Below are 21,664 nucleotides of genomic sequence, written 5' to 3'. Positions count from 1 at the left end.
AAGCCACTCGCAAGGCCGACGCCGCGGGTCACTGGCGCTTCTCGGCGCCGAAGAAATATGGCGGCAAGGACGGCAGCAACCTCTGGATGGCGGTGATCCGCGAGCACTTCGCGGCGAAGGGGCTGGGACTCCACAACGACCTTCAGAACGAGCACAGCATCGTCGGCAACTTCCCCTTCGTCGAGATGTTCGAGCAGTTCGCGACGAGCGACGAGCAGAAGGCCGAGTTCATCCTCGGCGGGTTCGAAGGCAAGCGGCGCACCGCGTTCGGGCTCACCGAGCCCGATCACGGATCGGACGCGACGCATATGGAGACGCGCGCCGCGCGTGAGACCCGCGATGGCGTCGACGGCTGGCGGATCGACGGCCGCAAGATGTGGATCACCGGCATGCACAGCGCGACGCACTGCGCGACCTTCGCCCGCACCAGCGGCGACGACGGCGATGCGAAGGGGATCACCTGCCTGCTCGTTCCCACCGGCACGCCCGGCATGACGGTCGATGAATATCTGTGGACGTTCAACATGCCGACCGACCATCCGCGCATGACGTTCACCGATGTCTGGGTCCCCGACAGCGCGCGGCTCGGCCCCGAGGGCGGCGGCCTGTCGATCGCGCAGAGCTTCGTCCACCAGAACCGCATCCGCCAGGCGGCATCGTCGCTCGGCGCGGCGGTCTACTGCATCGAGGAGAGCGTCAAATACGCCCGCACCCGCAAGCCGTTCGGCGAGGCGCTGGCGAAGAACCAGGCGATCCAGTTCCCGCTCGTCGAGCTCGCGACGCAGGCCGAGATGCTGCGCCTGCTGATCCGCAAGACCGCGTGGGACATGGACAACACGGAGCACAAGGAGGTCGAGCGCACGCTCTCCGACAAGGTCAGCATGTGCAACTACTGGGCGAACCGCCTCGTCTGCGAAGCCGCCGACCGCGCGATGCAGGTCCATGGCGGCATCGGCTACTCACGCCACAAGCCGTTCGAACATATCTATCGCCACCACCGCCGTTACCGCATCACCGAAGGCGCCGAAGAAATCCAAATGCGAAAGGTCGCGGCCTACTTGTTCGGGTATATGGGGCCTAGAAAGGGGAGTTTGGGGTGACGCCCGGACGTGCCGGCTTGCTCATTTTCGGGCCGTTGATCCTGTCGTCGGCTTGTGGCCCGGTCCAGCCGGGCGCGCGCCTCGCGGAATTCGGGCCGACCGAGCGCTGCGGTTTTTATGCTGCGAAGGATTATCGCCAGAGTGAATATTATCGCGAAAACCCGCCGGCATGCGATTTGCCGGGAAGCGAGGAACTCGCTCTGTCCTGCGCGATAAACGACCAGATCAGCGCTCCCGATTATCGCCCTGAATATGACGAGGAAGGCGCGTTGACCAACTATGCACCGACACCCGAATATCGGCTGAGCAATCTTCGCTGTGCCTTTACGGGCACCGAACGCAACCGTGCCATCTGCACGTTCAGCATCGCAACGCCGGACATGACGGCGCCGATGCGCAGTTCGGCCAAATTGCGCCACCAATATTGGCGCGACGACGGTCCCGCGCATCATTTCGAAGGGACCCGCTGGTTTCTCGATGGCAGTTGCGTCCCGAACGGGCAGCGACCGGTCCGCGGAAACCGCGATTAGCGCTTCCTTACAAATTCCGCGCGCAGCACCAGTCCCTTGATCCCCTCATGCCGGCAGTCGATTTCCTGATCGTCGCCGGTCAGGCGGATCGACTTGATGACGGTCCCGACCTTCAGCGTCTGTCCCGCGCCCTTCACGGTCAAATCCTTGACCAGCACGACCGAGTCGCCGTCGGCGAGCAGATTGCCGACCGCGTCGCGCACCTCGGGACCCGCGGCGGCGGCAGCATCGCGTGCGGCAATGTCGCCGGCCGACATCCATTCGCCGCTCGCTTCGTCATAGACATAATCTTCGTCGTCGCTGGTCATATTCTTATCCCGGTTTGCGGAAGCGCAGGGTGAACTGGTCGGTCTTGCCGCGGATCTTGTCGTCGAAGACATTGGCGCTACGCGGATCGGCGGGGCGGCGATAGAGGTCGCTTTCGGCCTCGAGCTTGAAGCCGGCCTGGGTCAGCGTCGCGACGACCGCATCCTTGTCGATCCGGTGCAGGCTGTCGGACAAGGTCGTGCCGCTGCCTTTCGCCGCGCTATGATCGACGACGACCAACGTGCCGCCGGGCTTCAGCGCCGCGAACAAGGCCGCGCTCGCTTTGTCGCCCGTGCCGGCGGGGAAGGGCTTGAGGTACAGGTCGTGGAAATTCTGCACCGTGATGATCGTGTCGAGCGGCTCGGGAAAGGCGGGCGCCGCAAACGGTCCGGCAACGGCATCGACATTGACATAGGCGGCATCGACCGCGGCCTGATCGTCGCCATATTGCTTTTTGAACGCGATGAATTCGGCGGGCTGGAAGCCATAGACTTTGCCCGACGGCCCGACCGCGGCGGCGAGCAGCCGGGTGACGTAACCGCCGCCCATCACATAATCGCCGACCTTTTCGCCCGGTGCGATCTGCGCGAAGGCAAGCAGTTCAGCGGGCTTGCGCGCGGCGTCGCGTGTCCGGTCGGCGGCGGGCCGCGCGGGATCGGCGAGTGCGGCCTTGTAGCTGGGGGCGGCCGCCTGCTTGGCGGCGAGCGGGGTCGCCGAGACGGCGAGCATCAGGGCGAGGGTAAGCGGGCGGATCATGGCATCGACTCCCATTGCTTTTGATGCCCCGTCATAGCGCCTTGCCGAGACCGCGGCGCGTTTATTTGCATCTCGCGATTTTGATGATAGGTTTCTTCGTGAAACTAAAAAATTGGGAGAGCGGACATGCATGATCTGGTGATTCGCGGCGGCACCGTCGTCGATGGTTCGGGCGGAGCGCCCTTTGTCGCGGACGTCGCGATCGACGGCGACCGGATCGTCGCGGTGAGTGAAAACCTCGGCACGGGACGCGAGGAAATCGATGCCGCGGGCAAAATCGTCACGCCGGGCTTCGTCGATGTTCACACCCATTATGACGGGCAGGCGACGTGGGATGCCGAAATGGCGCCGTCGAGCTGGCACGGCGTCACCACGGTCGTGATGGGCAATTGCGGCGTCGGCTTTGCACCCGCGAAGCCCGACCGCCACGACTGGCTGATTTCGCTGATGGAAGGCGTCGAGGATATTCCCGGCACCGCGCTCGCCGAAGGGATGAGCTGGGACTGGGAAACCTTCCCCGAATATATGGATGCGCTCGAAAAACTGCCGCGCACCGTCGATGTCGCGTGCCACGTCCCGCACGGCGCGGTGCGCGCCTATGTGCTCGGCGACCGCGAAAAGCCCGGCGCGATCCCCACCGATGACGACATCGCCGAAATGTCGCGGATCGTTGAGGAGGGTGTGCGCGCGGGCGCGCTCGGCTTCTCGACCAGCCGCACCGTGCTCCACAAGTCGATCGACGGTGAACTCGTCCCCGGCACCACCGCGACCGCCGAGGAGCTGATCGCGATCGGCCGCGCGATGGGCCGCGTCGGTTATGGCGTGTTCGAAATGGCGAGCGACCTCAAGCGCGAATGGAACGAGTTCCAGTGGATGGGCGACCTCAGCCGCGAAACCGGGCTGCCGGTGACCTTTGCCGCGTTGCAGTCGATCGCCAAAGAGCTGCCGCTCGAGGAGCAGATCGAGGAAATGCGGCGCCAGAATGCGACCGGCGCGAACATCGTCGCGCAAATCGCGCTGCGCGGCAACGGCGTGATCATGGCGTGGCAGGGCACGGTTCATCCCTTCCGCTTCAAGCCCGCGTGGAACGAGATCATCGACCTGCCTTGGGATCAGCAGCTCGCGAAGCTGAAAGACCCGGCGTTCAAGGCGCGGATGATCGAAGAGGAAAATATCTGGCCCGAAAGCGACATCATCGACTTCCTGAAGGTCGTTGCGCTCGGCTGGCCGGTCCAGTTCGAGATGGACCCCGACTTCAACTACGAGCCCAGGATGGACGAAAGCATCATGGCGCGCGCCGGCGCGGCGGGCGTCTCGCCGGCCGAATATGCCTATGACCTGCTGATGAAGGACGATGGCAAGGGCTTCATCTATTTCCCGATTTTGAACTACCGCGACGGCAACCTCAATTTCCTCGAGGATTTGCAGGCGTCGGACGACACGGTGAACAGCCTGTCCGACGGCGGCGCGCATTGCGGGACGATCTGCGACGCCGCCTCGCCGACCTTCATGCTCCAGCACTGGGTGCGCGACCGCAAGGGCCATCGCATCGCGCTCGAACATGCGGTGAAGCGCCAGTGCCGCGATACGGCGCTGCTCTATGGCCTCGAGGATCGCGGGGTGCTCGCGCCGGGCTATCTCGCCGATCTCAATGTCATCGACATGGACGCGATCAAGCTCGGCAAGCCCTGGCTCGCCTTCGACCTGCCCGCGGGCGGCAAGCGTCTGCTGCAAAAGGCCGACGGCTATGTCGCGACGGTGAAGTCGGGTGTGGTGACGTTCCGCGATGGCGCGATGCAGGGGCCGACGCCGGGCGGCGTGATCCGCGGCCCGCAGCGCGTCGAAATGGCGATGGCGGCGGAGTAATCCGCCGCCTCGTGCGTCACCGTGCGAGCAGATCCGCAGGCAAGGTCGGTTCGCTGACGATCTTCGCCATGCGCCGCCACATCTCGTCGCGGCTTGGTTTGCCGCGCTCGACATAGGCGCGCACCATCGTCTCGCCGAGGCCGTAGTTGATCACATAGCTGCGATACTGGTCGGTGAAGCTCACCGACTGCTCGGCGCGCTGGGGCGAGACGAGCAGATATTTCTGCGTGAGCGCAACCGCGGTAGGCCGGTCGATGACGCCGTCGAGATATTGCTGCGCGATCGTCAGCCGCGCGCCCGACGCGCGCTTGATTGCCGCGAGCAGCTGCCAGTAGCGATCGTCGGACGGCACCGCGATCTCGGCGATCGGCATCAGGACGTCGCGTTCGGTATCGGCCTTGCTGCTTTCGGGAAAGGCGAGATCGATGCCGTAATTGGCGCTGCCCTCGGCGATCAGGCTTTGCGGGCTATAGAGCGGATAGACGCTGAACTCGCTCCAGCCGCGCTCCTTCACGAGCTTCTCCTCCAGCTTCATGTTGAGCAGGTGGTGGCCGGGATAGCCCTCGTGGCAGCCGAGATCGAGTGCACGCGACAGGCGGATCGGCAGGTCGGTGTTGACCTGGATCAGGCTGTGATAGCCGCCCTGATAATAATTATAGCCGCTCCAACTCTTGCCGGTGACGAACTCGAGGCGAAAGCTCTCCCCCTCGGGCATCGCGATATGCGCCGTGCTGCGCCCGCGGCAACGCGCGATCGCGGCGTCGAAGGTCTTTTGCAGGCGGTCCTTGGGTATGGTGAAGGCGTCGAGATAGGCTTCGACGCGGTCCGCCAGCGCACCTTCGCCGGGGACGAGCGCTTCGATCTTCGCGAGCTCGGAGTCGTAGCTCGCAAGCGGTTTCAGCCGCGGCCTTACGCCAAACAGTCGCTCCGCCTCGTCGGCGAAGGTGAAGCGGGTACCCTGCATCATCTGCAATCGCGTTTCGGCGGCGCGAAGTTGGGCGCGCAGGAAGGTCGCGCGGCGCCGTTCGAGCGGGTCGGGGATGCGCCGCGCCGCAAGGTCGATTTGTGCCATCAGTTCGCGAACCGCGACGAGCAGCGCAGGCTTGTCGCGCGGCGCGGCCTCGGCTGCCTTTTGCAATTCGGGCGGGCCGTAATAGGCGTCGATATAGCCAGCTTCATGCGTCCCGATTTCAAGCGTGAGCCGCAGATAGGCCGCTGCAATCTCGTCGAGCGCCTTGGTCGAGGCGGGGGTGCGGCGCACGTCGAGCGTCGCGACCCCGGGTTTGGTGGCGGGTGATTTGGTTGCGCTGGTCGCGCAGCCCGGCAGGGCGGCGATCAGCGACAGGACGATAAGTTTGCGCATCAGTCCGCCATAGCGCGGTTTTCGGAGGTGTCACGCACATCGCCGTCGGCGGCGATTTCGGCATCGGACGCGCTTTCGACCGCGCCATGATCGGGATGCGGCGGGGCGAAGCGCAGCACCGCAAAGCCCGCTAGCGCGGCGGCCAGCGACCCCATCAAAATCCCGATCTTCGCCTCTTCGATGAGCAGCGCGTCGCCCGGAAAGGCGAGGCCGCCGATGAACAGGCTCATCGTGAAGCCGATGCCGCACAGCATCGCGACACCATAGACCTGGAGCCAGGTCGCGCCGCGCAGCTTGCCCGCGATGCCGAGTTTGACCGACAGCCAGACGCTGCCGAAAATCCCGATCTGCTTGCCAAGAAACAGCCCCGCCGCGATGCCGAGCGGGAGCGGCGCGAAAATCTGCTCGGCGGTCAGCCCGCTCACATCGACGCCGGCGTTGGCGAAACCGAACAGCGGCACGATCGCAAAGGCGACCCACGGATGGAGGCCATGTTCGAGCCGGTGCAGCGGCGAGGTTTCGCTGTCGGGGGCGCCGGGGGTGCGATCGAACGGGATCGCCATCGCCGCGAGGACCCCGGCGATCGTCGCGTGGACGCCCGAGAGCAGCATCGCATACCAGAGCAAGGCGAACATCAGCAGGTAGAGCGACAGGCTCCGCACGCGCATCCGGCCCATCGCGAACATGACACCAAGGACGACCGCTGCGGCAGCCAGCGCGACGAGGTTGATCTTTGCGGTGTAGAACAGCGCGATGATCGCGACCGCACCCATGTCGTCGACGATCGCGACGGTGACGAGGAACAGCTTGAGCGAGGTCGGCGCGCGCTTGCCGAGCAGCGCGAGCACCCCCATCGCAAAGGCGATGTCGGTCGCGGCGGGGATCGCCCAGCCCTGCGTCAGCCCCGGGTCGCCCCCCGCAAAAGCCATATAAATCGCGGCGGGCACCGCCATCCCCGCCGCCGCGGCGATGAACGGCAGCCGCCGCCGGTCCCAGCTTGCGAGCCGCCCGTCGACGAACTCGCGCTTGATCTCCAGCCCGACGAGCAGGAAGAAAATCGCCATCAGTCCGTCGTTGATCCACAAATGGACGGTCATCGGCCCAAGCTTGTCGGTGAGCACGGGTCCGGTTACCGCATGAATCGCGTCGTGATAGAGGGCTCCAAGCGGCGAATTGGCGACAATCATCGCCAAAATGGCCGCGAAAATGAGCAGCATGCCGCCCGCGCTTTCGCTCGCAAGGAATTCGCGCAACGCGGAACGGGACGGATTACTGCGGCTCATGGGGTAACTACTTCCTTGGTTTGTCAGTCAATTTGACAATTATCTGCCAGCAGGCGCCTGACTTTACAAATTGAACTCGTTCATTAGCACTATCGGCGGCGATGACATCAGGTCATCGATGGGGGCGGGGCTAGCACAGTGGAGCTGTCGACCGCATGGCTGGAATGGCTGGTGCTGGGCGCCAGCCACGAACTGATGCTGTTCGCATCGGTCGGAATCCTGCTGTTCGGGCTCGATGACCTGCTTTTCGACGCGCTTTGGCTGGCGACGCGCCGGCGCGGACGGTCGCTGACGCCGACCGCGCCGCCGGTCGAGGGGCGCTTCGCGATCTTCGTGCCCGCATGGGACGAGGCCAAAGCGCTTCCCGCTATGTTGCGGCGCACGCTTGGCGCGTGGGAGGGCGAGGATTTCCGGCTTTACGTCGGCTGCTATCCCAACGACGCCGAGACGCTCTTCGCCGTGTCGCCGCTGGTCGCGCGCGATGGACGGCTGCGGCTTGTCGTCGGCAGCCGCGAAGGGCCGACGACCAAGGGCGACAATCTCAATCGGCTGTGGGCGGCGCTCGCCGAGGACGAGCGCGCCGAGGGCGTTCGGTTTGCCGCCGTCGTCCTTCACGATGCCGAGGATCATGTGCATCCGGGTGAACTTGCGCTCTATCGCCGCTATCTCGGCGAAAATGCGATGGTGCAAATTCCCGTCGTGCCCCTGATCAAGCGCGATGAGCGCTGGGTCGGCGGGCATTATGGCGACGAATTTGCGGAGGCGCATGGCAAGGAACTCGTCGTTCGCTCGCGCCTTGGCCTGCCGCTCCCGTCGGCGGGGGTCGGCTGCGCGCTGACGCGCACGGCGCTCGCGCTGCTGGCGATCGAACGCGGCGGCGAACCTTTTCGCTGCGACAGCCTGACCGAAGATTATGAGATCGGCATGGTGATCGGCGCCTATGGCCTTGGAACTCGTTTTGTCGACACGGTCGGACCCGCGGGCGACCGTATCGTGTCGCGCGGCGCCTTTCCCGGCCGGGCCGAAAAGGCGGTGCGGCAGAAATCGCGCTGGATCGCCGGGATCGCACTGGCGGGGTGGGATCATCTCGGCTGGCCGGGGTCGCGGCGCGATGACGCCGATCTTCGCAGCGGCCGCGCCTGGATCGCACGCTGGATGCTGTGGCGCGACCGCCGTGCGCCGCTCGCCGCGCTCATTCTCCTTGCCGCATATGCCGGGGCGCTGCTGACGGCGCTGGGCTGGGCGGGGCAATATCTGCTTGGCTGGAATGCGATCATCGTCGGCGACGGCATGCGGCTGCTTCTCGCCTTCAATGCGGTCATGCTGTGCTGGCGCCTGGCGATGCGCGGACATTTCACGGCGCGCTGGTACGGCCTCAGCGAAGCGATGCTTTCGCTGCCGCGCGCCTTTTTTTCGAATGTGATCGCGATGCTCGCGGCGCGGCGCGCGATCGGTCTTTATTGGCGCATGCTGCGATCGGGCGAAGTCATATGGGACAAGACCGAGCATCTGGAACATGAAACCGCATATGACGACGCCTTTGCAAGGACGATGGCGCGGTGATGACACGCCGGGCCGACGCACGGCGCGACGCGCCGGCGCGGCGTTTCCTGCTGCTCTGCGTCGGCGGCTGGATTGCCGTGCGGATCATGGTCGTCTGGAATCCCGCGATCGCGCCGCCGCCCGATGCGGCCATCACACCGTGGATCATGCCGGCGCCCCTTGGCGCGGGCGCCAGCGTTCCGGATGGCGTACCGCGCGCGGATGCTGCACCGACGCCTGCCGCGGCGTCGCCGCACAGGTACGCATCGCGTGCTTTCGCCATGCCGGGGGCTCGATCCGCCGATGCATCGGTCCCGTCCCGGGCAGAACCGCTTTCGGGCAGCTTTGCTGCCAATCGTCACAGTCTTCGCCTCACGCTCATGGCGCGATTGCTGCCGCCACTCGCGGGCGGCGGCGCGCGCTCGGCGCTTGGCGCGGGCGGGCCGGCATGGTCTTCGTTCGCACCCGCCGCCCACGCCGATCCGGGGCAGGGCAAGCCGTTCTGGCTGCGGCGACAGCTTTCGAGCTGGTCGCTCGGCAGCTGGCTTTATCTGCGCGAAGGATCGGGGAATGCGTCCGAAACCATCGGCGGCGCGAGCCAGCTTGGCGGCAGTCAGGCCGGGCTTCGGCTGGCCTATGGGTTCGGCGATACCGGCCGCATCCGCGCCTATGGCCGCGCGACGATCGCGGTGCAGCGGCCGCAGCAGCGCGAGCTTGCCTTCGGCCTCGCCTTTGCCCCGCTCGCGCAGCTGCCCGTTGATCTCGCGATCGAGCAACGCGTCGCGGCGGGAAAAGAGGGGCGGACCGCGCTGGCCATGATGGCGAGCGGCGGCATCTCGGACGTCGTGCTGCCCGCCGGTTTCCGGCTCGACGCCTATGCGCAGGCGGGCGTCGTCGGGACGCGGCGGCGCGACGGTTTTGCCGATGCGGCGATTGTCGTCGATCGCCGCCTTGGTTCCGAAGAAACATCCTTGCGCCTCGGCGCGCTCGCGGCTGGCGCGGTGCAGCCCGGCGCGGCGCGCGTCGATGTCGGTCCGCGGCTGACGCTCCGCCTGCCCGACGTCGGCGAGGGCAGCCGTATCGCGCTCGACTGGCGCCAGCGCGTCGCGGGCGATGCGCGCCCCGAAAGCGGCCTTGCGCTGACCCTCGCCAGCGACTTCTGATCTTCGGAAAATTTAGCCGCCGCGGCCGATTCCCCACGCCGAAAAAATGGTCTAGGGTCCTTGGAATCGGCGCGGTTCCAGCGCCGCTGAGCGCAATCGGGGCCCATGGACCTTTACCTTCCTGTCGCCAATCTGTCGGTCAATGCGCTGGTCATCATCCTGCTCGGTGGCGGGGTGGGTTTCCTGTCGGGCATGTTTGGCGTCGGCGGCGGTTTCCTGACCACGCCTTTGCTGATCTTTTACGGCATCCCGCCGACGGTCGCCGCGGCGTCGGCGGCGACGCAGGTGACGGGCGCGAGCGTGTCGGGCGTGATGGCGCATCTCGAGCGCGACGGTGTCGATTTGCGCATGGGCTGGGTGCTCGTCGCGGGCGGGCTTCTCGGATCGCTGATCGGCGCCGGGCTGTTCGAACTACTCACCGCCTGGGGCCAGATCGATACGGTGATCAACATCCTCTATGTCGCGCTGCTCGGCACCGTCGGCACCTTCATGGGGCGCGAGGCGTGGGGCAGCTACCGCGCGGCGCAGACGGGATTGCCGGCCCCCGCGCGCAAGCGGCGCCATCACCCGATGGTCGCGAACCTGCCGATGCGCTGGCGCTTCTACCGGTCGGGCCTCTATATTTCACCGCTCGCGCCGCTGCTGCTCGGCATGGTCGGGGGTGTGCTGACGATGCTGCTCGGCGTCGGCGGCGGCTTCATCATGGTGCCCGCGATGCTCTATCTGCTCGGCATGGGGACGCAGGTCGTCGTCGGCACGTCGCTGTTTCAGATATTGTTCGTGACGATCGCGACGACGATGGTCCACGCGCTGACCACCGGCGCCGTCGACATCGTGCTCGCGGGGCTGCTGCTGCTCGGCAGTGTGATCGGCGCGCAAGTCGGCGCGCGCTTCGCGCAAAAGGTGAAGCCCGAATATCTGCGCATGGCGCTCGCCGCGATCGTGCTGCTCGTCGCGCTGCGCATGGGGGTCGACCTCTTCATCCGTCCCGACGAAATCTACACGGTGCAATGAGCGCGCCGCGCGCCTTGCTCCTGTCGCTCGCGGCGCTGCTGCTGCCTACGGCCGCCCATGCGGCCGATCCGCGGCTGGTGCCCGATGTGTCGAGCCGCGCGATCGATATCCAGTACAGCTTTACCGGCGAGGAACTGCTGCTGTTCGGTGCGATCCTCTACCCCGGCCAGCGCCTGCCCGACGACCGCGCCGACATCGTCGTGGTGCTGAAGGGACCAGTGCGGCCGATCGTGCTGCGCGAAAAGCGGCGCGTCGCGGGTATCTGGGTCAATGCCAGCAGCATTCGGCTGCGTACATCTCCGGGGTTTTACGCGATCGGCTCGTCGCGCCCGATCGACAAGCTGGTCGACGAGCGGACCGCGGCGATCTTCGAGCTCGGCCTCGCCAATCTGTCGATGTCGCCAAGCGGATTTTCGGAGGCGAAGAAGCTCGAGCGGTTCGAGGCGGGGCTGACCGACCTCTACCGCCGCTCGGGTCTTTTCGTCGAAAATCCGGCCGCGGTCGAAATCACCGAAGGCGTGCTCTATCGTGCGCGCATCCCGGTGCCGGCGCGCGTTCCGGTTGGCACCTACCGCGCCGAAACCTATCTGATCAGCCGCGGGCGCGTGCTCGCCGTCGCGTCGCGCGATGTCCAGATTCGCAAGGCCGGGTTCGAACGTTTCGTTGCGCTCGCAGCGCAGCGGCACGGCTTTCTGTACGGCCTGTCGGCCGTGCTCCTGTCGCTGGTGCTCGGTTACGGGGCTTCGGCTATTTTCCGCCGTCGCTGACTATCATTCACGGCCTATTTACCCTCAGCTGCGATAGTCTGCCGGGGACCACAATAGGCGGGGCGGATACATGGACATGCAGGGCGGCGGATTCAACGCCGGGGATTTGACGGCGGCACAGCATGTTCGGCTTGCCGGCGGCGGCGTGGCGGCCTCGATTGCGCCGGTAACCAACCATCATCGCGACGATCTGATGATCGGCGAAGTCGTCGATATTTCGGGATCGGCCTCGCGTATCCTGCTCGATGCCGCGGCGATCGGCAAATTGGCCTCGTCCAGCGATTCCGCGGTGGCGATGGCCGGACAGGTCGGGGCGCAGGTCAAGGTCCGTGTGGGCAATATCTGGCTGATCGCCAGCATCCGCGACCAGCAGCTGCACGAACGCGGCGAGGGGCTGATCCTTGCGACGATCGACTTCCTTGGCGAAGGCGAAGAAGAAAAGATCACCGGCCGCATTCACAATTTCCGCCGCGGCGTCACCCGCTACCCGATCCCGGGCAGCCAGGTTTTTGCGGCGACCAGCGCCGACCTCAAGCAGATCTACGCCGCCGACGAGCGCGCGCATGTCGAAGTCGGCACCGTCTATCCGACCAAGGATATTCGCGGGTCGCTCTATGTCGACGCGATGTTGGGCAAGCATTTCGCGCTGCTCGGGTCGACCGGCACGGGTAAATCGACCAGCGCCGCGCTGATCCTGCACAAGATCTGCGAACTCGCGCCGCAGGGCCATATCGTGATGATCGATCCGCACGGCGAATATTCGGCGGCGTTCAAGGGCATCGGCGCGCTGTTCGACGTCGACAACCTCGCCATGCCCTATTGGCTGATGAACTTCGAGGAACATTGCGAAGTCTTCGTCACCGCCGAGGGCCGCGACCGCCAGGCCGACTGCGACGTGCTCGCGCGCTGCCTGCTCCAGGCGCGGACGAAGAACCGGCTGGCCGAAGGCATGACGAAGATTACCGTCGACTCGCCGATCCCCTATCTGCTCTCCGACCTGCTCAACATCCTGCAAAACGAAATGGGCAAGCTCGACAAGGCGACGTCGAGCGCGCCGTTCATGCGCATCAAGGGCAAGATCGAGGAAATGCGCGCCGACCCGCGCTATAATTTCATGTTCTCGGGCATGCTCGTCGCCGACACGATGACGAATTTCATCGGCAAGATTTTCCGCCTGCCGTCGGACGGCCGGCCGATCTCGATCATCGACGTGTCGGGGGTGCCGTCGGATATTACCGGCGTCGTCGTCGCGGTGCTCTCACGCCTGACCTTCGACTATGCGATCTGGTCGCGCGGCGAGCCGCAGCGTCCGATCCTGCTCGTCTGCGAAGAAGCCCACCGTTACATCCCGTCCAAGGATACTGGGCAGGGGCAGGCGGTGCGCAAGATCCTCGAACGGATCGCCAAGGAAGGCCGTAAATACGGCGTGTCGCTTGGCCTCATCACCCAGCGCCCGTCCGATCTGGCCGAGGGCGTGCTGTCGCAGTGCGGCACGATCATCTCGATGCGCCTCAACAACGAACGCGACCAGCATTTCGTAAAGGCCGCGATGCCCGAAGGCGCGCGCGGCTTCATCGATTCGATCCCGGCGCTGCGCAACCGCGAATGCATCGTCTGCGGCGAAGGCGTGTCGATCCCGATCCGCGTTTATCTCGACACGCTCGAGGAAGAAAAGCGGCCCGCATCGAGCGACCCGCTCTTCTCGAAACTGTGGCGTGAAACCGGCGGCGAGGCGGAAATCCTCGAGCGTGTCGTCAAGCGCTGGCGCAGCCAGGGCAGATAAAGAACCACCCACCAACTTCCGTTCGCATCGAGCGAAGTCGAGATGCCCCTCGGTCATGCACGCCTTCAGGGTGTCTCGACTTCGCTCGACACGAACGGATAGGGTCAGCTTTGCGGCGGCTCCCACAATTCGATCGGGTTGCCTTCCGGATCGTGGACCCGGGCAAAGCGGCCGACCGCGGGGTCGTCCCACTCATCCTTGGTGATCACCTCGTCGCCCGCCTCGCGAAACGGTACGAGCACCGCGTCGAGGTCGTCGACGCGCAGGTTCAGCATATGTTGCTTGTCGGCGGCGAAATAGTCGGTGTCGGCCTTGAACGCGCTGAATACCACCGGTCCCGCGGTGACGTTCCACACCCATTCGTTGATCGGCCCGGTATCGTCGGCGTTGCAGCCTGCGCCGATGCCCAACCGTTCGCGATACCAGGCGTTCAGCGCATCGGGGTCGCGTGCCCGGAAAAACAGCCCGCCGATGCCTTTGACATGTCCCATGATGGCCTCCCGTCCGTGAAGCGGGCAGCCTAGGCCGTTTGCGTCACTGTTTCCACTCTCCGCTGCCGCGGAATTCTTCGCGGATCTGACCCGACTGGTTGAGCCGCGGATCGGCATAGGTCGGCGTGACGGGAGCCGCGACGGGCGGCGGCGCGACGGGCGCCGGGGGCGCGATGGTGCCGGGCAACGGGGCTGCGATGGTATCGGGAAGCGGCGCGGCGGCGCCGGTGAGCATCGGCGCCGGGCCGGCGCCGGGCGGCAGGCCCTGGCCTTTCAGGATCGCGAGCTGCTGCGCGAGCGGCAGATAGGGGCCGGGCACCGGCTCGCGGCCGAGATAGGGCGCGCGAAACGCGTCGGGCATGCCCCAGCGCCCGCGCCAGCGATGGAAGATATGCGCGCCGACGATATTGGTCATCACCAGGCTCTTGCCCCAGCGCGGCCAGATCGCCTGCGTGTGATAATGCGTCGCGAGCCCGACCTTGGGGAAAACATAGCCTCCGAGCGCCGCCGACGCGATGCGGCTCGCGCGCAGCCAGTTGGGCTTGCTGGGGCTCCGCGCCATCGCGCCGTCGCAGCTGAAGGTGAACTGGCACACGCCCGCGCGCTGCGATCCCTGGAAAACGACGCCGCACACGGTGTTGGGGAAGCTCGGGTGGCGGACGCGGTTGATCACCGTCTGCGCGACGCCGCGCATCCCGTCGTCGGTTTCCGACGCGGCTTCGTAATAGATGGCGGCGGTCAGGCAATAATGCGCGCGCTCGCGGTCGAGCGCGGTGACGCCGCGGAATATATAGGATTTGGCGGGCGGCCCGACAAAGGCTTCCTCGCGCAGCAGCGCCGGGTCGGCGGGCGGCAGCGCGGCCGCGTCGCCATAACCGACGCTGTCGGGGTTGGGCAGCGTCGGGTCGATCTTCAGCGCGTCCGCATAATCCTCCGCATTCATGATCGCCCAGCGTTCGGGATCATAAGTGCGAAAGTTCAGCGGCACCGACACGCTATAGGGCCCGAAGAACGCCGGCGCACGAAACTGACCGCTCGACAGCAGGAAGGCGAGGCACGCAACGGCGACCACCGCGACGATCGCCGCCCAAAAGGCGCGCCCCGGCCCCGCCGGTTTTTCCGGCACCGGGTCGCGCCACGTCGAGCGGGCGGTCAGGGACAGTTCGGGCTTCATTCGCGCATCAAATTCCATCGCTCCGCCCGCCGCCGATTCGCGTGGACGGGTGTCAGCCCACCTTATACGCTGAAACGCCAACAAAATGTTGCAATGGCTGTGCGGTGGGTCGCGGTGGAACAGGTAAAGCGGCGGCGCTTAAGCGACGGATGGGTTTATGGATCTCGTCATTTCCGCGTCCCGCATGCCGCGATCCGCTCGCGCGTTGCCGCGTCCACCAGTTCGCGTATCTGAAAAAGCAGAGGGTGCCGGACGGTATGCTGCGCGCCATAGGTCAGGTTAAACGCATAATCGAAATCGGCGGCGTTCCGCCCGATGAGGTGCTGGAGCATCGTCTCCAGCTTGTCGAAACCCTTGACCATTCGGGCTTCGGGCGTCGTGCCGCGGCTATACTCGTCCCATAGGCCGAGGATTTCGCGGCCTAGGTCGTCAGGTAGCGGCGCGCATAATGTCTCGAGATCCGCGCGCTCGCGCGCCGCCCGGCCGTCGTCGGGACTTTGGCATGTGGCCGGGACGTCCCCCGAAATCGCTTCGCCCAGGTCGTGGACGAGGCAGAGCCTGAGCAGCTTCAGCCGGTCATAAGCCGCCAGTTCGCGGTCGAACAGCATCACCATCAGGCAGAGTCGCCAGCTATGCTCGGCGGTGCTTTCGGCGCGGCCGTTCGATGTGATCCCGCTGCGCAGCGTGTCCTTCAGCTTTTCGGCCGTCTGCAGAAAGTCGATGATCGCGGCGAGGCGCGACGGGGCGATGGCATAGGGTGTCGTCATGCGGCAAGGCTAACCGGCGGGATCGCCGACACAAGCCGCCGAATAATTTATGCGCCGCCGTCCTGGACCAGCCGCGCAAAGCTTCCGTCCGAAAGCGGCATTCGTGTGTAGCGAAGCTGGCCGGCGCCGATCGTGAGTTCGTCGAAATCCGCATATTCGGTATCGACGATGACCGCGGGCGCGACCGGTTCGTACCAGCCGAGCGCGTCCAGCGCTGCCTCGCCCTCTGCGATGCCCGGCGAGGCGAATCGCCACAGCGACTTTCCGGCCAATTCCTCAACCCCGACCCGCCAGCCGGAGATCCGCGCCGGCGACGCGGCGAAAAGCCGGTGCGTCAGGTCGCAGATGAGATGTGCCGGCTGCGGCGAATGGCGCACAAGGTTGAGCAAGGCGCTGTCGGCCGCCGAGCTGGGCCGCGCTGCGAGCAGGCGCGTCAGCCGATCCTCTTCGGTTGTCCCGGGGGCCAGCACGCCCGCCTCCCACCGCGACACCGTCGTTTGCGAGACGCCCATTTCGCCCGCCAGCGCCGACTGCTTGACGCGATTGAGCGCGCGCCAGCGCCGTAGCGATGCGCCCAGATGGTCGCGGCATGGCAGTACGGCATGGGTCACGCGGCAAGCATAGCGCCGAAGACCCGCCGCTGGAACGGCCTAGTTGGGCAAATGCGGGATGGTGGGCCGGCCGGCCGGCGGCGCGGGGTTCGCCGGTTCCGCGAAATATTTGCTCATGCCGCGGCGCGCGCGATAGGCGTCGATGCGGTCGGCATAATGGCCGGACAGATCGAAATCGGCATGGCGTGCGCTGGCGCCGTGCAGGGGGCGGGTGGCCATCAGGGCCATCTGGTGCCGGTAGAAAAGCTCGTTCATATCCATAGGATTATTCCTTGTGACTGCGCGAGCATGGGGCCGAACGATCGGCGAATGGTCCGGCCGGCCCCCCGAAAGGCGCCAGCCGGATGTCATTCATGCAGGCTGAAGATTGACAGCCGAGGTCTTGCCGCGCTGGTCGGTTTCCAGCTCGTAAGAAACGCGCTGTTCCTTGTTCAGCGTCGCCATTCCGGCGCGCTCGACGGCGCTGATGTGGACGAAGCTGTCGCCCGAGCCATCTTCATTGGCGATGAAACCATAGCCTTTGTCGCTGTTGAAAAATTTTACGGTGCCGATCGGCATGGGTGTTTCCTTTCACGAAAACAGGGAATCCTCCGGCAAAAGCACCGGCGGAGCTGGTAGCGCGTGAAGGGAAGTATCCGCCCAAAGGCATCAAATTTCCGTCGCAGGCGACGTTAGCCAAATTACATTGAAATTATTTTGCCAAAAAGTCAAGGTTTTTGGCAATTTCCGTAATTCTCCGCTGTTTACGAAGGAAATATTCGAGCGGAATTTACCCGGCGCAACCGATATCGAATATCCTGCCGTGCCCAGCCCGATTCAGCGAATCTCGACCGTCAGATGTTCGATTTCGTGGACGGGTTGGACGCGTGCGCAAATGGTCTCGCGCGTTGCGCCGACGACGCTGATGATCGCCGAATGCGCGCCAGGGCCGACGCGCCAGACGTGGAGATCGGTGATCTTCGCGTCGCCCGGTCCTTCGACCAGTTCGCGAATCTCGGCCTCGATCGCGGCGTCGGTCGCGTCGAGCAGCACCGCGCCGGTGTCGCGCATCAGCGACCAGGCCCACGCCGCGATCACCACCGATCCGACGATCCCCATCAACGGGTCGAGCCACACCCAGCCCAGATAGCGCCCGCCGAGCAAGGCGGCGATCGCGAGCACCGAGGTCAGCGCATCGGCGACGACATGCAGATAGGCCGAGCGGAGATTATTGTCGCGTTCGTGCGTATATCCGTGATGATCGTCGCCGCCGTGATGGTGATCATGTCCATGATCATGCCCGTGGCCGAGCAGCAGCGCGCTCACGATATTCACCCCCAGCCCGATCACCGCGATGATCGTCGCCTCGGTGAAGGCAACCGGCCGCGGATCGACGAGGCGCATCGCCGATTCGAACGCGATGCCGAGCGCGACGATGCCGAGCACGAGCGCCGAGGCGAAGCCGGCGAGGTCGCCGACCTTGCCGGTGCCGAAACTGTAGCGGCGGCCATGCGCGTGGCGCTTCGCATAAGCATAGGCGATCGCCGCGATCCCGAGCGCGCCTGCGTGCGTCGCCATATGGAAGCCATCGGCGAGCAGCGCCATCGAGTTGAAGGCAAGCCCCGCGGCGATCTCGCCAACCATCATCACCGCGGTGAGCGCGACCACCCACAAGGTGCGCCGGGCATTCTCGTCGTGCCGCTTGCCGAGGAAGACATGGTCGTGGGCCAGCGCCTCGATTTCGCTATCGAACGACATGCGGGCTCCTATTTCGCATAGCGGCGGATCGCCGCGAGCAGTTCGTCGCCGCCTTGCGCGCGCTCGGCGTCGGAGAGGCCCGGTGCGACGACATGCGATTGCATATGCTCGGCGACGAGTTCGTCCATCAGTCCGGCAATCGCGCCGCGGACCCCTGCCACCTGATGCAGAATCGCCGCACAACCCGCCTCGCCCGCAATCGCGCGTTCGATCGCCGCGATTTGCCCGGCAATCCGCCGGGTGCGTGCGAGAAGCTGATCCTTGTCGGCGTGCGTGTGTGACATAGGATACCCCCCTATCCTATATCGGCGACCCATGCAATCGCGGCGCTCGCCGCGGCGATGAAGCCGCATTCCCCCTTGCCGACTCATCCGCCAAAGCCTATATGCGCCCTACTTCTTGACATGGTTAGCCAGTTGGGACGTCGGGGCCGCGGGCCGCGGCGGCTATACCCACATGCTTTCCGGTCATCCGAAACGGGAAAATTCATTGGCCGATCTCGACGCCCTCAATGCGATCATCGCGCCCGAAGCCGAGGCTCTGGGCCTGGCGCTCGTGCGCGTCGCCTTTTTCGGCGGCGAGAGCGACCCGACCTTGCAGGTGATGGCCGAGCGCCCCGATACGCGCCAGCTGACGATCGACGATTGCGCCGACCTGTCTCGCCGCATCTCGGACCGGCTCGACGCGCTCGAGGAAGCGGGCAAGGACCCGATCGATCAGGCGTACCGGCTGGAAGTGTCGTCGCCGGGTATCGACCGGCCGCTGACGCGCCGCACCGACTTCGCCGACTGGGCGGGGCATGAGGCGAAGATCGCGCTCAAGGAAAAGCGCGACGGGCGCCAGCGCTTCAACGGCGAGCTGATCGGTATCGACGGCGATGTCATCACGATTTCGGATAAAGAGGGTGTGGAGCACAAGCTGCCGTTCGATGCGATCGACACGGCCAAGCTCGTTCTCACCGACAAATTGATTGCCGCAACCGTCCCGCTCTCGATCGAGGGCGCCGACGAAATGGAAGAAGAAGGACAGGACTGATGGCCACTGCCATTTCCGCCAACAAGGCCGAACTCCTCGCGATCGCCAACAGCGTCGCCAGCGAGAAGATGATCGACAAGGGCATCGTCATCGAAGCCATCGAAGAAGCGATCCAGCGCGCCGCACGCGCCCGCTACGGCGCCGAGAACGACATTCGTGCGAAGCTCGATCCGCAGACCGGCGACCTGCGTCTGTGGCGCGTCGTCGAGGTCGTCGAGCAGGTCGAGGATTATTTCAAGCAGGTTGACCTCGCCGCGGGCCAGAAGCTGCAGAAGGACGCCCAGCTTGGCGACTTCATCGTCGACCCGCTGCCCGCGGTCGACCTCGGCCGCATCGACGCGCAGTCGGCCAAGCAGGTCATCTTCCAGAAGGTCCGCGAAGCCGATCGTGAGCGCCAGTATCAGGAATTCAAGGACCGCGCGGGTGAGATCATCACCGGCGTCGTCAAGTCGGTCGAATTCGGCCACATCGTCGTCAACCTCGGCCGCGCCGAAGGCGTGATCCGCCGCGACCAGCAGATCCCGCGCGAACTGATGCGCGTCGGTGATCGCGTTCGTGCCCTGATCCTGTCGGTGCGCAGCGAAACCCGCGGCCCGCAGATTTTCCTGAGCCGCGCGCACCCCGACTTCATGAAGAAGCTGTTCGCGCAGGAAGTCCCCGAAATCTACGACGGCATCATCGAGATCAAGGCGGCCGCCCGCGACCCGGGTTCGCGCGCCAAGATCGGCGTGATCAGCTATGACGGCTCGATCGACCCCGTCGGCGCCTGCGTCGGCATGAAGGGCAGCCGCGTCCAGGCGGTCGTCCAGGAAATGCAGGGCGAAAAGATCGACATCATCCCCTGGTCCGAAGACACCGCGACCTTCGTCGTCAACGCGCTCCAGCCGGCAACGGTCCAGCGCGTCGTGATCGACGAGGATGACAGCCGCATCGAAGTCGTCGTTCCCGACGACCAGCTGTCGCTCGCCATCGGCCGCCGCGGCCAGAACGTCCGTCTCGCCAGCCAGCTCACCGGCAGCCAGATCGACATCATGACCGAGGCCGACGCGAGCGAAAAGCGCCAGCGCGAATTCGTCGAACGCTCGACGATGTTCCAGGAAGAGCTCGACGTCGACGAAACGCTCGCGCAGCTGCTCGTCGCCGAAGGCTTCGGTGAACTCGAAGAAGTCGCTTATGTCGGCATCGACGAACTCGCGAGCATCGAAGGTTTCGACGAGGAACTGGCGCAGGAACTGCAGAGCCGCGCCGCCGAAGGCCTCGAGCGCCGCGAAGAAGCCTCGCGCGCCCAGCGCCGCGAACTCGGCGTCGAGGACGCTCTGGCCGACATCCCGCACCTGACCGAAGCGATGCTCGTCATCCTCGGCAAGGCCGGGATCAAAACGCTCGACGACCTCGCCGATCTTGCGACCGACGAACTGATCGCCAAGAAGCGCACCGACAACCGCCGCGGCCCGCCGCGCAGCGAACGCGCCGAGGACAAGGGCGGCGTGCTCGGCGAATATGGCCTGAGCGAAGAACAGGGCAACGAGATCATCATGGCGGCACGCGCGCACTGGTTCGACGACGAAGAGTCGAGCGAGCCGGCAACCGGGGAGGCCGCCGATGCGGACCCCGCACAATGATCAGCTGAGCGAACCAGACCGCGCTGGTCGGCGCGGCCAGCATGTGCCCGAGCGGCGCTGCGTCATCACCGGCGAGGTTTCGCCGGCCGAACGGCTCGTGCGCCTTGCGCTCGGGCCCGACGGCACGATTGCGCCCGACGTCCATGGCAAGGCGCCGGGACGCGGCGCGTGGATCGGCGTCGATCGCGCGACGCTTGAAGCCGCACAGGCCAAGGGCAAGCTGAAAGGCGGGCTCGCGCGCGCGCTGCAGGATGGCAATTTCACCATCCCCGAGGATCTCGGCGCGCGCATCGAGGCGCAGCTTCAGCGCGCGACGCTCGACCGGCTCGGGCTGGAATCGCGGTCGGGCACCTTGCTCAGCGGCAATGAAAAGATCGAGACCGCGGCGCGCAAGGGGCAGGTTCGGTTGCTGCTCCACGCCAGCGATGCCGGCGAGGATGGGCGCAAGAAATTGGCGCAGGCATGGCGCGTCGGCGAGGACGATGAAGGCTCGGGCCGCGAGGGCCGGGTCTTGCCGGTGGACCGCGGCACCCTATCTATGGCATTAGGCCGCGAGAATGCGGTGCATCTGGCGTTGACCGACGCCCGCGCCGCGGACCGGGTGCTGGCGCATTTGAGCCGCTGGCAGTTTTTCACAGGATGGAGTAGGGACGCGGCCAACCGCGATTCCGACCCGCTTGCCGCGCCGGCTTCTGGCGAGGAAAATATTGGGGCGTTGCCGACCAGCACCGCCGCTTCGGACGCGTTTTGAAGG

At 65.6% G+C, this 21,664-nt stretch carries 23 protein-coding genes; 11 read left to right on the top strand and 12 right to left on the bottom strand.

The features are described from left to right. Both FG91_RS10415 and FG91_RS10410 read left to right on the top strand, forming a co-directional pair. Positions 1–1,100, top strand: a 1,100-nt coding sequence (locus FG91_RS10415) for an acyl-CoA dehydrogenase family protein (protein ID WP_037514770.1), incomplete at its 5' end; no start/stop codon positions are given. Further along, complete coding sequence (locus FG91_RS10410; protein ID WP_037514769.1) at positions 1,097–1,630, top strand: hypothetical protein; 534 nt, start codon at positions 1,097–1,099, stop codon at positions 1,628–1,630. The genes FG91_RS10415 and FG91_RS10410, both read left to right, overlap by 4 nt. Here the strand turns inward: FG91_RS10410 and FG91_RS10405 are convergent. Further along, the gene (locus FG91_RS10405; RefSeq protein WP_037514767.1) at positions 1,627–1,938 is read right to left on the bottom strand and encodes an alkylphosphonate utilization protein; all 312 of its coding nucleotides are present in this window, start codon (positions 1,936–1,938) and stop codon (positions 1,627–1,629) included. The two genes, FG91_RS10410 and FG91_RS10405, sit on opposite strands and share 4 nt — an antisense overlap. A gap of 4 nt (positions 1,939–1,942) precedes the next feature. Further along, positions 1,943–2,692, bottom strand: coding sequence for a class I SAM-dependent methyltransferase (locus FG91_RS10400; RefSeq protein WP_037514786.1), 750 nt, complete (start codon positions 2,690–2,692; stop codon positions 1,943–1,945). A gap of 126 nt (positions 2,693–2,818) precedes the next feature. Between FG91_RS10400 and FG91_RS10395 the strand changes: the two genes are divergently transcribed. After that, positions 2,819–4,558: an N-acyl-D-amino-acid deacylase family protein gene (locus FG91_RS10395; RefSeq protein WP_037514766.1), complete on the top strand. Its 1,740-nt coding sequence runs from the start codon at positions 2,819–2,821 to the stop codon at positions 4,556–4,558. A gap of 16 nt (positions 4,559–4,574) precedes the next feature. Here FG91_RS10395 and FG91_RS10390 read toward each other — a convergent pair whose 3' ends face one another. Beyond that, positions 4,575–5,921, bottom strand: coding sequence for a hypothetical protein (locus FG91_RS10390; RefSeq protein WP_037514764.1), 1,347 nt, complete (start codon positions 5,919–5,921; stop codon positions 4,575–4,577). Further along, positions 5,921–7,204 (bottom strand): Na+/H+ antiporter NhaA, encoded by a 1,284-nt coding sequence (gene nhaA / locus FG91_RS10385; protein ID WP_037514762.1) that lies wholly within the window; start codon positions 7,202–7,204, stop codon positions 5,921–5,923. Before nhaA ends, FG91_RS10390 begins: the two co-directional genes overlap by 1 nt. A gap of 138 nt (positions 7,205–7,342) precedes the next feature. On the opposite strand from nhaA, the gene FG91_RS10380 reads away from it, so the two are divergent. From FG91_RS10380 to FG91_RS10360, 5 genes are all read left to right on the top strand, one after another. Further along, positions 7,343–8,767: a glycosyl transferase family protein gene (locus FG91_RS10380; protein ID WP_052187492.1), complete on the top strand. Its 1,425-nt coding sequence runs from the start codon at positions 7,343–7,345 to the stop codon at positions 8,765–8,767. Next, entirely contained in the window at positions 8,764–9,909 is a 1,146-nt protein-coding gene (locus tag FG91_RS20985; RefSeq protein WP_152568074.1) for a hypothetical protein, read from the top strand. The genes FG91_RS10380 and FG91_RS20985 overlap by 4 nt, the downstream gene beginning before the upstream one ends. A 105-nt stretch (positions 9,910–10,014) precedes the next feature. Next, positions 10,015–10,923, top strand: a complete 909-nt coding sequence (locus tag FG91_RS10370) for a sulfite exporter TauE/SafE family protein (protein WP_037514761.1) — start codon at positions 10,015–10,017, stop codon at positions 10,921–10,923. Beyond that, the gene (locus tag FG91_RS10365; RefSeq protein WP_037514758.1) at positions 10,920–11,690 is read left to right on the top strand and encodes a TIGR02186 family protein; all 771 of its coding nucleotides are present in this window, start codon (positions 10,920–10,922) and stop codon (positions 11,688–11,690) included. The genes FG91_RS10370 and FG91_RS10365 overlap by 4 nt, the downstream gene beginning before the upstream one ends. Before the next feature lie 193 nt (positions 11,691–11,883). Continuing rightward, entirely contained in the window at positions 11,884–13,473 is a 1,590-nt protein-coding gene (locus FG91_RS10360) for an ATP-binding protein (protein ID WP_235212009.1), read from the top strand. A gap of 104 nt (positions 13,474–13,577) precedes the next feature. Here FG91_RS10360 and FG91_RS10355 read toward each other — a convergent pair whose 3' ends face one another. The 8 genes from FG91_RS10355 to FG91_RS10320 form a co-directional block, all read right to left on the bottom strand. Next, the gene (locus tag FG91_RS10355; protein WP_037514756.1) at positions 13,578–13,964 is read right to left on the bottom strand and encodes a VOC family protein; all 387 of its coding nucleotides are present in this window, start codon (positions 13,962–13,964) and stop codon (positions 13,578–13,580) included. Between the two features lie 43 nt (positions 13,965–14,007). Continuing rightward, positions 14,008–15,156 (bottom strand): cell wall hydrolase, encoded by a 1,149-nt coding sequence (locus FG91_RS10350; protein ID WP_235212008.1) that lies wholly within the window; start codon positions 15,154–15,156, stop codon positions 14,008–14,010. 149 nt (positions 15,157–15,305) lie between these two features. Then, entirely contained in the window at positions 15,306–15,905 is a 600-nt protein-coding gene (locus FG91_RS10345; RefSeq protein ID WP_037514752.1) for an HD domain-containing protein, read from the bottom strand. Positions 15,906–15,952: 47 nt separating this feature from the next. Next, a complete protein-coding gene (locus tag FG91_RS10340; RefSeq protein WP_200878432.1) occupies positions 15,953–16,516 on the bottom strand; it encodes a helix-turn-helix domain-containing protein in 564 nt (187 codons plus the stop codon). A 39-nt stretch (positions 16,517–16,555) separates the two neighbouring features. Continuing rightward, entirely contained in the window at positions 16,556–16,771 is a 216-nt protein-coding gene (locus FG91_RS10335) for a hypothetical protein (RefSeq protein WP_152568073.1), read from the bottom strand. A 96-nt stretch (positions 16,772–16,867) separates the two neighbouring features. Next, on the bottom strand, positions 16,868–17,074 hold the full coding sequence (locus FG91_RS10330) for a cold-shock protein (protein WP_037514749.1): 207 nt from the start codon (positions 17,072–17,074) through the stop codon (positions 16,868–16,870). 258 nt (positions 17,075–17,332) lie between these two features. Continuing rightward, positions 17,333–18,253, bottom strand: coding sequence for a CDF family Co(II)/Ni(II) efflux transporter DmeF (gene dmeF / locus FG91_RS10325; RefSeq protein ID WP_037514748.1), 921 nt, complete (start codon positions 18,251–18,253; stop codon positions 17,333–17,335). Positions 18,254–18,261: 8 nt separating this feature from the next. Further along, on the bottom strand, positions 18,262–18,537 hold the full coding sequence (locus FG91_RS10320) for a metal/formaldehyde-sensitive transcriptional repressor (protein WP_037514747.1): 276 nt from the start codon (positions 18,535–18,537) through the stop codon (positions 18,262–18,264). Positions 18,538–18,742: 205 nt separating this feature from the next. Here FG91_RS10320 and rimP point away from each other — a divergent pair, with 205 nt between their 5' ends. The 3 genes from rimP to FG91_RS10305 are packed head-to-tail and all read left to right on the top strand — an operon-like array spanning position 18,743 to position 21,661. Continuing rightward, on the top strand, positions 18,743–19,288 hold the full coding sequence (gene rimP, locus FG91_RS10315; protein WP_037514745.1) for a ribosome maturation protein RimP: 546 nt from the start codon (positions 18,743–18,745) through the stop codon (positions 19,286–19,288). Beyond that, positions 19,288–20,910, top strand: a complete 1,623-nt coding sequence (gene nusA, locus FG91_RS10310; RefSeq protein ID WP_037514742.1) for a transcription termination factor NusA — start codon at positions 19,288–19,290, stop codon at positions 20,908–20,910. Before rimP ends, nusA begins: the two co-directional genes overlap by 1 nt. Beyond that, positions 20,891–21,661 carry a DUF448 domain-containing protein gene (locus FG91_RS10305; protein WP_081940525.1) on the top strand — a complete coding sequence of 257 codons (771 nt, stop codon included), beginning with the start codon at positions 20,891–20,893 and terminating at the stop codon, positions 21,659–21,661. The genes nusA and FG91_RS10305 overlap by 20 nt, the downstream gene beginning before the upstream one ends. The last annotated feature ends 3 nt before the right edge of the window (positions 21,662–21,664 follow it).

Source organism: Sphingopyxis sp. LC81 (genome assembly GCF_000756375.1).
Lineage (GTDB): Bacteria > Pseudomonadota > Alphaproteobacteria > Sphingomonadales > Sphingomonadaceae > Sphingopyxis.
This window is presented reverse-complemented; position numbering and strand designations above follow the sequence as displayed.